The 14,948-nt window shown below is 43.5% G+C and carries 14 protein-coding genes; 8 read left to right on the top strand and 6 right to left on the bottom strand.

The genetic code is table 11. The features are described 5' to 3' along the window. Positions 1–282 precede the first annotated feature (282 nt). Positions 283–2,178, bottom strand: a complete 1,896-nt coding sequence (locus BW716_RS11600; protein WP_083722717.1) for an AAA domain-containing protein — start codon at positions 2,176–2,178, stop codon at positions 283–285. 136 nt (positions 2,179–2,314) lie between these two features. Beyond that, positions 2,315–2,704 (bottom strand): VOC family protein, encoded by a 390-nt coding sequence (locus BW716_RS11595; protein WP_083722716.1) that lies wholly within the window; start codon positions 2,702–2,704, stop codon positions 2,315–2,317. Between the two features lie 15 nt (positions 2,705–2,719). On the opposite strand from BW716_RS11595, the gene BW716_RS11590 reads away from it, so the two are divergent. After that, positions 2,720–3,553 (top strand): DUF6348 family protein, encoded by an 834-nt coding sequence (locus BW716_RS11590; RefSeq protein ID WP_083722715.1) that lies wholly within the window; start codon positions 2,720–2,722, stop codon positions 3,551–3,553. Between the two features lie 11 nt (positions 3,554–3,564). Here BW716_RS11590 and BW716_RS38445 read toward each other — a convergent pair whose 3' ends face one another. Further along, positions 3,565–3,690 (bottom strand): hypothetical protein, encoded by a 126-nt coding sequence (locus BW716_RS38445; RefSeq protein ID WP_255373869.1) that lies wholly within the window; start codon positions 3,688–3,690, stop codon positions 3,565–3,567. A gap of 110 nt (positions 3,691–3,800) precedes the next feature. On the opposite strand from BW716_RS38445, the gene BW716_RS11585 reads away from it, so the two are divergent. The 5 genes from BW716_RS11585 (at position 3,801) to BW716_RS11565 (ending at position 7,833) form a co-directional block, all read left to right on the top strand. Beyond that, positions 3,801–4,331, top strand: a complete 531-nt coding sequence (locus tag BW716_RS11585; protein WP_083722714.1) for a hypothetical protein — start codon at positions 3,801–3,803, stop codon at positions 4,329–4,331. 1 nt (position 4,332) lies between these two features. After that, positions 4,333–4,557 carry a hypothetical protein gene (locus tag BW716_RS11580; protein WP_083722713.1) on the top strand — a complete coding sequence of 75 codons (225 nt, stop codon included), beginning with the start codon at positions 4,333–4,335 and terminating at the stop codon, positions 4,555–4,557. Positions 4,558–4,899: 342 nt separating this feature from the next. After that, positions 4,900–5,880: a glycosyltransferase gene (locus tag BW716_RS11575; RefSeq protein WP_083722712.1), complete on the top strand. Its 981-nt coding sequence runs from the start codon at positions 4,900–4,902 to the stop codon at positions 5,878–5,880. Positions 5,881–6,275: 395 nt separating this feature from the next. Then, entirely contained in the window at positions 6,276–7,301 is a 1,026-nt protein-coding gene (locus tag BW716_RS11570) for an SDR family oxidoreductase (protein ID WP_083722711.1), read from the top strand. Between the two features lies 1 nt (position 7,302). Then, positions 7,303–7,833 (top strand): flavin reductase family protein, encoded by a 531-nt coding sequence (locus tag BW716_RS11565; protein WP_220388747.1) that lies wholly within the window; start codon positions 7,303–7,305, stop codon positions 7,831–7,833. On the opposite strand, the gene BW716_RS11560 is transcribed toward BW716_RS11565, so the two are convergent. Beyond that, positions 7,822–8,346: a hypothetical protein gene (locus BW716_RS11560; RefSeq protein WP_083722710.1), complete on the bottom strand. Its 525-nt coding sequence runs from the start codon at positions 8,344–8,346 to the stop codon at positions 7,822–7,824. The two genes, BW716_RS11565 and BW716_RS11560, sit on opposite strands and share 12 nt — an antisense overlap. 67 nt (positions 8,347–8,413) lie before the next feature. Here BW716_RS11560 and BW716_RS11555 point away from each other — a divergent pair, with 67 nt between their 5' ends. Then, complete coding sequence (locus BW716_RS11555; RefSeq protein ID WP_083722709.1) at positions 8,414–9,904, top strand: SulP family inorganic anion transporter; 1,491 nt, start codon at positions 8,414–8,416, stop codon at positions 9,902–9,904. A 153-nt stretch (positions 9,905–10,057) separates the two neighbouring features. On the opposite strand, the gene BW716_RS11550 is transcribed toward BW716_RS11555, so the two are convergent. Next, a complete protein-coding gene (locus BW716_RS11550) occupies positions 10,058–10,987 on the bottom strand; it encodes a DNA/RNA non-specific endonuclease (RefSeq protein ID WP_083722708.1) in 930 nt (309 codons plus the stop codon). Further along, entirely contained in the window at positions 10,987–12,015 is a 1,029-nt protein-coding gene (locus BW716_RS11545) for an endonuclease/exonuclease/phosphatase family protein (RefSeq protein ID WP_083722707.1), read from the bottom strand. Before BW716_RS11545 ends, BW716_RS11550 begins: the two co-directional genes overlap by 1 nt. 359 nt (positions 12,016–12,374) lie before the next feature. Here BW716_RS11545 and BW716_RS11540 point away from each other — a divergent pair, with 359 nt between their 5' ends. Next, positions 12,375–14,924: a TonB-dependent receptor gene (locus tag BW716_RS11540; RefSeq protein ID WP_083722706.1), complete on the top strand. Its 2,550-nt coding sequence runs from the start codon at positions 12,375–12,377 to the stop codon at positions 14,922–14,924. Positions 14,925–14,948: the final 24 nt, after the last annotated feature.

Raw genomic sequence — 14,948 nt, 5'->3', positions numbered from 1 at the left:
AACAAAGGTAGATGTCCCCAAAAGAAACGCCTAGCGTATTAATACGTGATTTGTGTAGGTAATACTTCTATAAACCTGAAATAAAAAAACGAGGCTGACCAAAAAGCAAAATGAAGGTCCTGACAATTGCTTAAACGATGACAGGGCTCCATCAGGTACCCGAATAAAATGAGGCTGACCATTACTTTTTGGTCAGCCTCATTTTATTCGGGTACCTAATGTGTATTGAGAAGGTTTTTTTATTTTTCCTCGTTTTTTTGTGTATGTCTGTGGGGGCATCAATCAACTATCCATAAATTCCCACGCACTCTGGTAAGCATCCTTCCCTTCTGCATATGCAATGAAGTCAGCATAGAACGGCAGCTGGGACAGCGTAGCACTATCTCCAATCACCACCAGTTTCTTCCTGGCTCTGGTCATCGCCACATTCATACGCCGGATGTCAGAGAGGAAACCGATCTTGTTATCACTATTACTTCTCGTCATACTGATATACACAATATCCCTTTCCTGTCCCTGGAAGCTATCGATGGTATTCACGGAGATCCTGTTTCCAAAAGGCTGTAGTGCCGGTGAATGTTCCAGTTGCTCTTTCAACAGTTGTATCTGTTGTTTATAAGGAGATATAATCGCAATACTGGGGAAATCTGCAGGTTGGTAATGTGTGTTCAATGTATCAACAAACTGGGAGAGGTGTTTAAACAGGAACGCAGCTTCTTCAGGATTCGTTGTACTGGTACCTTCCGTCTTTTCCTCAAAACCACAACCGGCAGTATCTACAAAAGACAAAGGACTATCTGCAGAGAAGAGCAGGTGCGCTGCTACAGAAGCGTGTGCTTTCAGTTTATCGTGATAGAAGATAGCAGAAGAATAGCCCATGATGGTAGCATGCATACGATACTGTTCTTCCAGCAATACGACTGCATCAGGATGCAACTCCGTACACTTCTCCAATAATGTATGTGCAAGACCGTTACGCGCGGCTTCGTCAGATTTGATAGTAGGGGAGAGCTGACAATGGTCACCAGCCAGTACTACTTTCTCTGCTTTCAGAATGGGGATCCAGCAGGCAGGCTCCAGTGCCTGTCCGGCTTCGTCAATCACTACGGTATGGTATTTCAGTTGCTTCACGGTATAGTGGTTGGCACCTACTAAGGTAGCCGTGATCACCTGTGCTTTATGAATGAGGTCTTCAGCAATATAAGATTCCGTGTTTTCCACAGCCTTCATAATATTCCGTGCTTCATCAAAGAGGGCCTTGCGTTGTTCACGTTCTGCCTTTCCAAAGTTCCGTTTGTATTTATGCGCCATGTCTCTGAACTCACCCGCCTGTTTGCGCAGGCGTTTCACTTCTTTCATACTGTTGTGTTCAGACATTTTACTATCGAGAGTGAGCGACATGAGTCTTTCAGACACCCTTGCAGGGTTACCTACCCGGAGTACATTCATGCCTTCGTCTGAGAGTTTTTCACTCAGTAAGTCTACAGCCGTATTGCTGGGGGCGACTACGAGGATCTGTTTACGATCCTGAGCATACAGGGCTTTAATAGCTTGTACGAGGGTCGTGGTTTTACCGGTTCCCGGAGGGCCGTGAACGATAGCCAGTTCATTGGCGGCCAGAATTCTGTTCACTGCATCCTGTTGGGAGGCATTGAGCCGGGGATGGGTGAACTTTGGCAGTTCATTATTAAAGGTAGGCGATTTTTTACCAGTCAGGATTTGTACGAGCTGATTTTTATCAGCTCCTGATGCCTGTTTTAAGGCATTTTGCATCTCATCGTAGCTGTTGTCATCAAAAGACAGGTCGATGCCTAATTTCCCGTCGTTTGCCCATTCCGGGAGCTCATCGGTGCGTAAGGTGATTTTCAGGCGGTTACCGCTCTGGTAGGAGACGGTACCTTCTATATTATCTTTTTTAGGATCGTGGTTGGAGAACAGCACGGCAGATACGCCAAAGCGCAGTTGATGTGAGATGTCCTGGTGGGTGGTACGTTCTACTTCGACGGTCAGGTAGTCTCCGCGGCTCATTTCGGTTCCCCTGATAGCAATAGGGTACCAGGAGAGGCCGTTGGCGCGGCGTTCGGCTACAGATGTTTTTTCCGTGAGTGAAATATAGGACTGCCGATCTTCTTCTCTTTCAGTCTTCAGCAGATCCAGTAGCTTTTTAAAATAATCCATGGGCGCAAAGGTACGCCTTTCAGGAATTATATGTTTTTCCCGGGGGGCGATTACAGGTAGTGAATGACCAGAGGGGGCTTCTACATGCTATTCTCTGGCGATTAGCCTACAGACAGTGAATTACCAACGGGGGCTTCTACATGCCATTCCCCGGCGATTCGATCACCGACAATATATTTCCTGCAGGATCCTCAAACCAGGCAATCAATGGCCCCCCGCCCCTAAAAATCCCCTTATCATCTGTATTTAACTCCCCGCCATACTTTATAAACCGGATACCCTTACTACTCAGCTCATCCACAGCCTGATCAATATTGTCTACCGGGAAATTCAATACCGTATAAGAAGCTGGGGTATGCGTTGGCTTAGGGTACACCAGAACTTTTGAATCGTTATTTATATGCAGTTCCATCACACCCATAGGTCCATCCGTCACTTCCATCCCCAGTTTATCCTGGTAGAAGGTTTTCGCTTTTTGAATATCATTGACAGAAAATCCGCTGAAGGCTTTGCTAGTTATAATCATAACAATGGGGGTTTAATGAACAAACAATTTAAGCATATTCCGGCAGGGGGCCATGCACCAACCACGGCAATTAATAGCCGAAAATTTAATAAGTTTGTCGAAACTAACCTACAAACCCGCATGGAAACGAATGTACTTGTACCCACACTGGCAACCCATCTCGCGAACGCTATTCAATCGTTTGATTTTGAAGTACCCGTTACCCTTACCATCGAAGCTGTAAACGATACCGTTTATTTACGGGAGTTAGAGCTTGAAATTGTTTGTAACGTTTTAGGCGAACAGGACCACGGCAATGATGTAAAAGTATATCACCTGGCCTTTATGATCCGCCTGAAGGGAGACAATATCATGTATGAAGAAATGGCCGCCATCGGCACTGATCCGGAAGAATCCATGTCACAGGGAGCCTATACATTTTTCAGAGGTTTCCTCACTGGCTTCTTCCAATGTCTGCTAGGTTATTATGAGCCTGTCTATGAACTCAAAAGTCCCACCGGCGATGAGTTCCATCTTAACTACAGTCACCTGCAGGTGCAGGGTGCCTTCATGGATGATATTGACGGGCACCAGGACAACACTTTCCCCGATATTCTTTATCCTGCTATCAAAGAAGTTTTTGAAAGAGAGATCACTGAACCCGATCATGATTACAAAGATTTCTACTGGATTAAAATTTACCTGAGCAGACAACCCGGAGGTACATTTATCGGAGAATGTCGCTTCGATAACAACATCTGGGATTATGCACTCAATGAACTCATAGCGTACGATTATAAACTATGGAAAGAAACAGATCGTTTCCTGGGCAAGAAGCAATTTATTTTTATCCGCAGATGCCCTAAATAGCATGAAGAATCTTATATCCTCACATTGAATGCTGACCATAGTGAGACTGGCGCACTCACCGGCACATTTTGATCATCAATTGCCTGTTCGTTCTTATTCTCTACCGGATTTTCTGGTTGTTCGTTTTTCTTATCCATAAAGTGAATTTATTAAAGAGTGAACATATTTTAAATAGGTAGTGCAAAGTTGGATCCATGCAAAAAATGGCATGGCCTCATTATTGTTATCTCAAAAGAAAACCAATGTTATGGCAAACAAGACAAAAACTACAAATGATATACAGGATTCAAAGCATGATCAGGATCGTATGAAACCAGAAACGACAATTATAGACATGCCTGAGGTAAATGATATACCCGGTCAGGAAAATGTAGAACCGTTACTGCCTGATGCTGGCCATGTGTCTACTCCCGCCTCCGATGATGAAGAGGGATATGGCGTACTCGACGATTTGAATGGCAGTCCAAAAGATACGATTGAAACAGACGATGAACAACTGATCACTGATGAACGTAGCAATGTATCCCGTCAGGAAAGACAGGATCTATATGAAAGTGCAAACGTCACACCTGGCGATGAAGGCGCCAGTGATCTGAAACGTGCCCAGTTGGATAATGTAGATGAGGAGGGTGAATTACTGGAAGAACAAACCGGTCAGATATCAGGTGAAGATCTGGATGTACCCGGTAGTGAATTGGATGATGACAATGAAGGCACGGGTGCAGAAGATGAAGAAAACAATTCGTACAGCGTAGGTGGTGACAGAAATGAATTATAATATGAAGCACACATCTCTTGATAAGGAAAAGGTACAGGTAGATTTCACTTCTATGAATCTACCTGCACCAGTTCTCAATTTTCGCCCAGACGTATATACAGACGGCGATAGGTATTATTGCGTATTAGGGGCAGGTACAGAGCAGTCAGTATTTGGGGAAGGTAATACAGTAGAAGAAGCACTATTGGACTGGGAAAAGGCTTATCATGAGCGATCAGGCAAGTAAGTTTTCCTTGTCCCTACTTTCACTTCTCAACCTGTTTATTCAAGGTAGGTAAAGGATTCCGGCGATCTGTGCTATTACGTCACTTGTTCCCATGGTTCCTATAAATGGGGAACAACTTGCTCAGCTACTCCCAAACCCTGCTGCTGAGAGAGACTTTCATATGAATAAATACCCCCATTACAGGCGTTTCCTTACCCATTGAGTACTGTTGGTTTGCTTCTTGTTATTATTGGTAAATGGCATTAAACACTATCTGACGAACTTTCTACCTGTATGCTTGGCTATTTTCACTCAAAAAAACTGGGACAAATTCACTCACTATAAAATCAAATTTCTCATTGTATGACGACCCGGGTTGGTTCTGAATCCAGATTGAAAATCTTTACATGGCATATTCATGGTAGCTATTTGTATTATCTGTCACAGGGGAACTATGATATATATATCCCGGTAAATGATGAGCGTACACCCGGTTATTATGGTCGTGGGAGAACATTCCCATATGGAAGCAATGTAATAGAGATACCGGCTGATATGGTAAAGAGTTATGACTTTGATGTCATCATGTACCAATCAGTCAAGAATTATCTTGTAGATCAATACGAGATCCTGACACCTGCACAGCGCAGATTACCCAGAGTATACCTGGAACACAATACCCCGCTCAAAAGCCCCTTTGGCACCCGCCATACGGTCAATGATCGTCGTATCTGTCTCGTGCATGTAACACACTATAATAGACTGATGTGGGATAATAACCGCACGCCTGTTACCGTGATAGAACATGGTGTCACAGATTCAGATATTCCTTACACAGGAGAACTGGGTAAAGGTATCACCGTTATCAATCACCTGTCACAAAGAGGTCGTGCGCTGGGTTGGGATGTATTTCAGCATGTAACGAAAGAGGTGCCTGTAGACCTGGCAGGCATGGGCAACGATGCGATAGGAGGGGGCGAAGTAGCGTTTGCGCAGTTGCCTGCATTCAGGGGTAAATATCGTTACCTCTTTCATCCGGTACGGCATACCAGTTTAGGACTGGCAGTATGCGAAGCGATGATGCAGGGATTACCTGTAATAGGGCTTGCTACTACAGAACTGGTCACGGTGATTGAAAATGGGGTGAATGGTTTTATCCACACGGATATAGATTTTCTCATTGATAAAATGAAACTGCTGATGAATGATCCTGAGCTGGCTGCACGGATGGGAAAAGCGGCAAGGGAGAAGGCGCTCAGGCGGTTTAATATAGATCGATTTACAGCGGATTGGGAAAATCTATTCCATACTGTTTGCAATAATGTGAAAGAAAAAATGATGTAGGAGTTGTTTCGCATAAAAATTAACCTCCTGAGAATCGTTTAAAAAGACAAGCTGTTTCTATGGGTAACCGAGGAAAACAGGCTGTATCGAACTTATGATGCAGCCTGTTTTATTTTAAATGAATACAGATCGGTGCGCTAAGATTTTTTTCGACAAAAGTGAGCATATGACGCTACATCCCCGGCAGTTTAATACCAGCATCGCGCAATGTATGGATCACCCTGGCGTTTAGATCAAATTTTGTTTCATCAAATTGTTCCTGTGGTAAGCGTTCTCAAGCATTTTATCCATCATAATTAATCCGGTTTTTCATTTTCAGTATTAAAATATCATACCAGTCTTAGCAATCACGTGGCCTCATCTTTGTACTTCACTAAGGATAAAAATATAACTTTATGGAACCTGTTAATATAGAGAATAGAAACAAGTATGCGCTTATAACAGGCGCCACCAGTGGGATTGGCTTTGAATTGGCGAAATGCTTTGCAAAAGATGGTTACAACCTGATCCTGATAGCACGTAATGAAGAACGATTGAAGGACGTGACAGATGAGTTGAAGAAAAGTTACACAGTGGAAGTTACACCTATAGCAAGGAATTTATTTGCACCGGAAGCAGCGGAAGAAATCTACGAACAGACAAAGAAAATGGGTATTACAGTGGATGTATTGGTCAATGATGCGGGGCAAGGTGAGTGGGGACCATTCGTAGATACCAGTCTGGAGCGTGACATTGATATCATTCATCTGAATATCATCGGTCTGGTGTCACTCACCAAGTTATTTTTGCGTGACATGGTGCGCCGCAACGAAGGGAAGATCCTACAGGTAGGGTCAGAGGCGGGGACCACGCCAATGCCATTGTTGGCAGTATATGCTGCTACCAAAGCATTCGTTCTGTCATTCAGTGCTGCGCTGGTAGATGAGCTGCGTGATACGAATATTACCATCACAGCTTTATTACCTGGAGCTACAGATACAGACTTTTTCCACAAGGCAGGGCAGGAGGATACCGTCACTTATAGAGAAACTCAACTGGCTTCCCCTGAGGTTGTGGCACAGGACGGATATAAAGCCCTGATGAGAGGTGAGCGCAAAATTATCTCAGGTAATAAAACTAAATTACATGTGTGGATGAATGATCTCCTTGGCGCAAAGATTTCCGCATCTAATGCACATAAGGCCAATGAGCCAAGTCATAATACAGCAGGAGAGAAACTGCCGCAGCATGAAGCATCTTTGAATGAGCGGGAGTATATTACCCAGCATAATGGGGAGAGAGATGGGGACCTGATCACAGGGCGTAAATATAGAGAAAGGCCCAATCCGAATGAGCCTGTATTGACAAAAGAGAATTTACCTGATGCGACCAATGAATCTACAGGAGTAATTGGTTCTGGCCAAAGACAAGATTCAAACTAAAATGAAAAAAGACTTTCCGGTAGAGGACGTAAGACGATTCTTAGAACCCACTCCTACGGTCCTCGTTACATCTGCTTACAAAGGCAAACAAAATATTATGACGATGGGATGGTACACTGTAATGGAGTTTGTTCCGTCCCTTATCGGCTGTATGATCACTGGGAGTAATTACAGTTTCGACCTGATCAATAAAAGTGGGGAATGTGTGATCAACATCCCCACTGCTGATATCGCTAAGAAAGTAGTAGCTGTGGGGAACTGTACGGGTGCAGATACAGATAAGTTTGCAGAAATAGGCTTCACTGCCGAGGCAGCCAGTATCGTAAAAGCGCCATTAATAAAGGAATGCTTCGCCAGCTTTGAATGTAAAATTCATGATCGTAAGCTCATCAATACTTATAACTTTTTCATCTTTGAAGTGGTAAAGGCACATGTAGCTACCCGGCCTAAATTTCCTGAAACTATCGCCTACAGGGGTGATAGCCAGTTTGTACTTTCGGGGAAGAATATCAAAATTCATTCAGATAAGTAATAGGTTCATTACCTGCCACAGGTGTTGACACTGGGCCAGATCTCTTACAGGAGACAGGCCCAGTATTGTTTTGCGTATATGATTAACCATATTCAAATCAGGATGTGTTACCCCCGGATGAACGACTATACAGGCGATGGCAGTTTTTAAAATAGTTGCTTTTACCCGCATGCTTTCAGGAGAATATCTTGCCGGGTGTATATGAATGTATTGACCGGGTACATTGCCTTCCAGCAGTATCCATTTAGAAGTATCAGATAATATAATTTCTCTGTATGCTCCTTGTAGCCATGCAAGGTATGCTGCTTCATCTGCTACCGGAATATGACTCAAAACTTCTTCAAATAACCCTTCCTGTGATAAATGTCCATAATAAATATCCATCTGGGAGTTGCCCAGTTTCTTCAATAATTCAGGCAAAGTGTCTGGTGTAGCAAGTGCAATCTGTTGATGAATATACCCACGGTGGTGCTTAAGGGCGTTGAATAAGATATTTGAGAATGCAGGCATCATGCGAAATTAATTGAATCCCGGGGAAAATCGAGTAACTTTGCGCCCCGCGCACGTATAATACATCAACATGGCTTACCTGAATTTATTTGACTTTAAGCAAAAAGTCGATTACAAGAACGAAATCCTGGCTGGCCTCACGGTAGCCATGACCATGATTCCTGAATCGCTGTCCTTTGCAATTTTAGCAGGTTTCTCTCCATTAACCGGTTTATATGCCGCTTTTATCATGGGCTTAGTTACTGCCGTTTTTGGTGGGCGCCCCGGTATGGTATCGGGTGGTGCAGGAGCAACAGTGGTCGTATTGATTGCATTAATGCAATCCCATGGTATCGAATATGTATTTGCCGCTGTTATGCTGGCAGGACTTTTACAAATCTTAGTCGGGGTATTTAGATTAGGGAAGTTTATTAAACTTGTACCTCAGCCGGTGATGTATGGATTTGTAAATGGGTTAGCCATCATCATCTTCACCGCACAATTACAACAATTTAAATTGGCTAGTGGGGAGTGGTTGTCAGGGTCTCCTTTATTCATCATGCTAGGGTTGGTATTATTAACCATCGCGATTGTGTTCTTCTTTCCTAAATTGACAAAAGCAGTACCTGCATCACTCGTTGCTATCATCATTGTATTTGCACTCGTATTAGGTTTTGGAATACACACCAAAACTGTAAAAGATATTGCAGCCCTCAGTGGTGGTTTCCCTCCATTCCATATCCCCGCTATTTCCTGGACTTTTGATACATTAAAACTCATCTTCCCGTACTCCCTGGTAATGGCAGGTGTAGGCTTAATAGAATCGCTCCTTACATTAAATGTAGTAGATGATATTACCGGCACCAAAGGCCGGAATAATAAAGAATGCATTGCGCAGGGTTCTGCAAATATTTTAAATGGATTCTTCACCGGCATGGGTGGATGTGCTATGATCGCGCAAACTTTCGTGAATCTCTCCGCAGGTTCCAGAGCGCGGCTTTCCGGCATTATTGCAGCCATCACCATATTGATGGTGATCTTATTTGGTGCGCCTATTATAGAAAAAGTTCCCATGGCAGCGCTGGTTGGTGTGATGATGATGGTGGCTATCGGTACCTTTGAATGGATCAGTATCCGCATCATCAACAAAATGCCCCGCCACGATGTCATCATTGGTATTCTCGTGGCCCTTATCACTGTATGGCTGCACAACCTTGCCCTCGCTGTACTTGCAGGCGTGGTGATCTCAGCGCTTGTTTTCGCATGGGAAAGTGCGCATAAATTACAGGTGAAAAACTATATCGATGCAAAAGGGGTTAAACATTACGAAGTAAATGGTCCGCTGTTTTTCGGTGCCATCAGCACTTTCAATGCGAGCTTCGATCTTGAAAATGATCCGGAAGAAGTCATCATTGATTTCAATGGTAGCCGTGTCACTGATATGAGTGCTATTCAGGCATTAGGTAAATTAACTGAACGGTATAAACAAGCCGGCAAGAAACTCCATCTCCGTCATCTAAGCGATGACTGCATCGCAAAACTCACAAACGCAGAAGGTGTAATCGATGTAAACATTATATAAAAAAGAGAACGGTTATTTATAAAAAAAGAACGGTATTAAAAAACCAGGTTTAGATTTTCCTCAAAAAAATCTGAACCTGGTTTTTTTAATACCGTTCGCTCCTCCGAAAGAATTGAGAATTTCCCGCAGGGAAATTCTCAATTCTTTCGCTATTTACGGCACATATACCTTAGACTTTAAAGCTGTTTGTACATCCGTCGGTAAGTTACTCAACAAACTATACCCTGTAGAATCTTCAATCGCCTTCACAGTAGTGATATACTCCTTCCAGTTCGTAGATACTGTCGTATTATCATTCGGCGTATCAATCGCCACAACAGTAGCACTGCTGGTGATACGGCTCAGATCATTATCCCCAATTGGAATTACTACTACCACCTTCCAAACCTTTCTTGGCACAGTCACATTGCCACCATCAATCGTAGTCGCCGCACCCGCAGAACCAGTACCACCAGTACCATAACTACCCATGATAATAAAACACTCATTCGCACTACCCGCCAGCGTATTCCTTGTATAATCCTCAAACGTCGCCCACGCCTTCTGGTTATTATTCGGCGCCTGCGGAATCATATTACTCATCAGGAAAGTAGCTTCATTCGCATCCACAGAGCTCGTTCTATCTCCAGAAGGGCAGTTATGTCCCCTGTCAAATCCTGAACTGGTGAAACTCGTACTCTGTACCTGATAAAATGTAGAAGGCAACTCTGTATCCGCCCTGAAATCATCCGTTCTGCCGGAACTTCCCACATCACTCGCCTGCAAATGCCAGCTCACCCAATTCGGTCCGCCACGTAAACTATTATACGATCCTATCCAATAATCTCTGTCAATTAAATAGTTCGCCGGAAACTCTATACAAGGCTGTGCACTTGACGGATTTCCCAATAAGATATGACTATTGTCACTTGTATTAGCAGTATAAGTTCCGCATGTATCAGCAGAAGAAGACCCTCCACCTGAATAACGAATTGTGTCTGGTGTACTTGCAGCCGGTTTTACCGCCACATCTCCCTGTTTCTCACAGGCAGCAAGGATCAATAGTACGAACGCAGCTGGCAATAATAATTTTTTCGCTTGCATCAATTAGCTTTTATAAGAGTAATGAAAGTTGGAAAGTGGTCACTAAAACCCCCCATATAGTTATCAAAATCAAAAGTGCGCTTAGGATACCCCTGATATCTGCCAGAAGTCTGGATCATATCGTCCCTCTTGAAAATATTCGCTTTGTAAAAGTGATAATGCCCATCATCCTTATTCAATAAATGCTGAGACATCACAATCTGGTCAAACAATGCCCATGAATCCTGGTATGCCAGTGTACCAATCCCTTTCTTAAAAAACGCCATCCAGGGATTAAACAATTCATTCTCTTTCAATTTCTCCGCATCACCTTTTGCTTTCAATACCCTGGTCATACTTTCATTAGTAGGATTATCATTCAGGTCACCCATCAGGACCACATTTGTATTCGGATCTATCCGGAACAGGCTATCCATAATATGTCTGCTCACGCCTGCTGCAATGGCACGTCCCGGCGCAGAAGCAGCTTCTCCATTACGACGTGAAGGCCAGTGATTCACAAAGATGTGATACACTTCACCATCCAGTTTACCTGTCACCCACAATACATCACGGGTTGGGTAACCGTCCGGAAGTTGCACCGTGAGCGGCTTACTACTTATAACAGTAAAGTATGCTGGATTATATAACAATGCCACATCGATACCGCGTTTATCAGGAGAGTCATAGTGTACGATCTTGTAAGGTAGCTTGCCTGTATTGATCAGATCTTTCAAAACTCCTTCATTTTCAATCTCTGCCACACCTAAAAGCGCCACGCCATCCGGGGAAAATTGTTTGCCCATGTCAGTTATCACACTGGCCATGTGCTTTACTTTGTCCTGATATACTTCACTCGTATATCCCTTGTTTCCTGTTGGTAAAAATTCATAGTCGTTTACATGTTCCTGATGAATTGTGTCGAAAAAATTTTCAAGATTGTAAAATCCGATGTTGATCACCTTGTACTCTTTTTTCTGTGCCCATAGGGATAATAAAGGACACAAGGTTAAGATAATCAACTGGTTGATAGCTCTTCTCGATAGCATTGAGATTATTTTAGTTCACGTATTCAGATATAAAACGGGTGCAAAGAAAGTATAAGCATTCTAGGTAGTGAGCGCTAAGAATGTTAACAAATTATTAAATGCGATGAAACGAATTTAACAATATTTTGTAATTTCAAAAATCGCATACTTTTGCGACCGCTAGTAAAATAAAACATAAATAAGCTGAGGAAGCATTATGTCATGAGCTTAGAGTAACTATCAACATATGTGAACACGCTGTTGATCCATTTTTCGTGAACTAATCGCACATCGCAAATACATTTTAATAACCGGATTCATTTCCGGGTAGGGGATTCTTTTGCATTTATTTTTTAAACAAACACCATTCGTAAATCCTTATGTCTATTTACAACAGAATAGTTGCGGTGGGATGCCTTTGTATGTTCATTTCCAGTGCAAGGTCACAGGTTCGTGATTCAGCCTATGTACGGGATTCTCTGATCAGAGAGGATGTAAAGGCCAACATTCCCATCATTGCTATTGATGAAACAGACTCTGACAATGGCAATGCCGCCGGTCAGAACATCTCCTCCATTCTATATGCAGGAAGGGATCCGTATTTTTCAAACGTGGCAAATTTCAATGCTGCAAGGTTCAAAGTAAGAGGCTATAATGCCGATTATTTTGAAACATATATCAATGGCATTCCTGTAAAGAACATTACCAATGGTTTCACACCATGGAGTTTATGGGGTGGTCTGAACGATGTGATGCGTAACAGACAAAGTGCCAATGGTTTGCGCCCTGTTGATTTCGGTTTAGGCGAAATCGGTGGTGTGAACAACATTGACACACGTGCTTTTCGTCAGCGTCAGCAACTGAGCATCAGCTATGCAGCGACCCGTGGTAACTACAATCACCGTCTTATGGCCAGCTGGAGTTCAGGTATGAGCAAGAAAGGGTGGGCTTTCTCGCTCGCAGCTTCCGGTCGTTATTCCAAAGATGGTTATGTAGAAGGAACATTCTACGAAGGTGCATCCTACTTCTTCGCAGTAGACAAAAAGATCAATGCAAAGCACATGCTGTCTTTCGTGACCTTCGGTTCGCCAACTGCTGATGGTGGTCAGTCCGCCGCTACGAAAGAGATGTACGACCTCGCAGGTTCACATTATTACAACTCCTCATGGGGATGGCAGGATGGCAAAAAGCGTAGTGCAAATTATACCACTACCTATCAGCCATATGCAATCGTGAGTCATGAATGGAAGATTGACGACAAGAGCCGTCTGAACACTGCCGTTGCTTTCTCGTATGGGGAGCGTGCACGTACAGGACTTGACTGGTACAATGCACCAGATCCAAGACCTGACTATTACCGCAACCTGCCAAGCTACCAGGAAAGCACTGCTGCAGCTGAATACATTGCCAACAAATATCGTACGGATGAATCTTACCGCCAGATCAACTGGACAAAGATGTACAACATCAACCGTATCAATGAAGAGACTGTTGAAAATGCAAACGGCATCACCGGCAACAGTGTAACAGGCAACCGTTCCCTGTACATCCTGCAGGACAGGGTGGTGCAGACAACAAAATTCAACTTCAACACTATTTACAATAAGAACCTGAACAAGCATGCCGACCTCACTGCCGGTATCTACTTCAATCACCAGCGTGACCGCAACTACCAGCGTGTACACGATCTGCTGGGTGGCGACTTCTATGTGAATGTGAATAAGTTTGCACAACAGACCAATACCAGCACAGAAGATGTTGAACAGTTTGACCTGGATAATCCTAACCGCATCCTGAAAAGAAAAGATAAATACGGTTACGACTATTCCATGAACGTAAACGATGCAAAAGTGTTTTTACAGGGTATGTTCCACTACGACCATGTAGACTTCTTCGTATCCGGTGCATATGACTATACATCTATGTTCCGCGAAGGATATATCAGAAATGGTTTGTATCCAACCAACTCAAAAGGTAAATCCGAAACTTTCAACTTCAATAACTACGCTTTCAAAGCAGGTGCAACCTACAAGATCGATGGCCGTAACTATGTATTCCTGAATGCATCAGCATCCACCCGCTCTCCTTATGTAGAGAACATCTTCACCTCTCCACGTAACCACAACGGTACACAGAGCGATGTGAAAGCAGAGAAAATATATAGCGCAGAAGCCGGTTACGTCATGAATGCGGAGAAAGTAAAAGTTCGTCTGAATGCCTACTACTCCCTGTTCCAGGATGGAATGGACATCATGAGCTATTACGATGACAGCTACGCCAGCTTTGTAAACTATGCACTGTCTAATATAGACAAGGTAAACTATGGTATGGAGTTCGGTATCGAAGTCCCTGTCTATGAAGGGCTGAAGGCGACTGCGGCTGCGAACATCGGTCGTTATTTCTACGACTCCCGTCAGCATGCGGTAGTAACATCTGATAACAGCTCTGATGTGATCACATCCGAAACAGTATATACCAAGAACTATCATGTAGGTCAGACACCTCAGGAAGCCTACACCGTAGGGCTGAACTACCAGGGTAAGAAAAACTGGTTCATAAATGTAAATGCGAACTACTTCGACAAGATGTGGCTGGAAATTAACCCGGTAAGACGTACAGAGAGAGCTACAGAAGATGTTCAACACAACTCTACACAGTGGCATTCCATCCTGGATCAGGAGCAACTGCCTGCGCAGTTGACCATGGATCTGTTTGGTGGAAAGACCTGGTATACCCACGTAGGAGGACGTTCTGCATCAATTGTATTCACACTGGGTGTAAACAATCTGCTGAACAACCGGAACCTGATCAGTGGTGGTTATGAGCAGCTACGTTTTAACTATACAGACAAAGACGCGAGCACTTTCCCTCCGAAATTCTATTACGCATATGGCGCGAATTTCTTTGCCAGCCTTGCATTCAGACTTTAATTATTAAAAATATAATCAGCTATA

The sequence above is a fragment of the [Flexibacter] sp. ATCC 35208 genome, from assembly GCF_001975825.1.
Classification (GTDB): domain Bacteria; phylum Bacteroidota; class Bacteroidia; order Chitinophagales; family Chitinophagaceae; genus Chitinophaga.
This window is presented reverse-complemented; position numbering and strand designations above follow the sequence as displayed.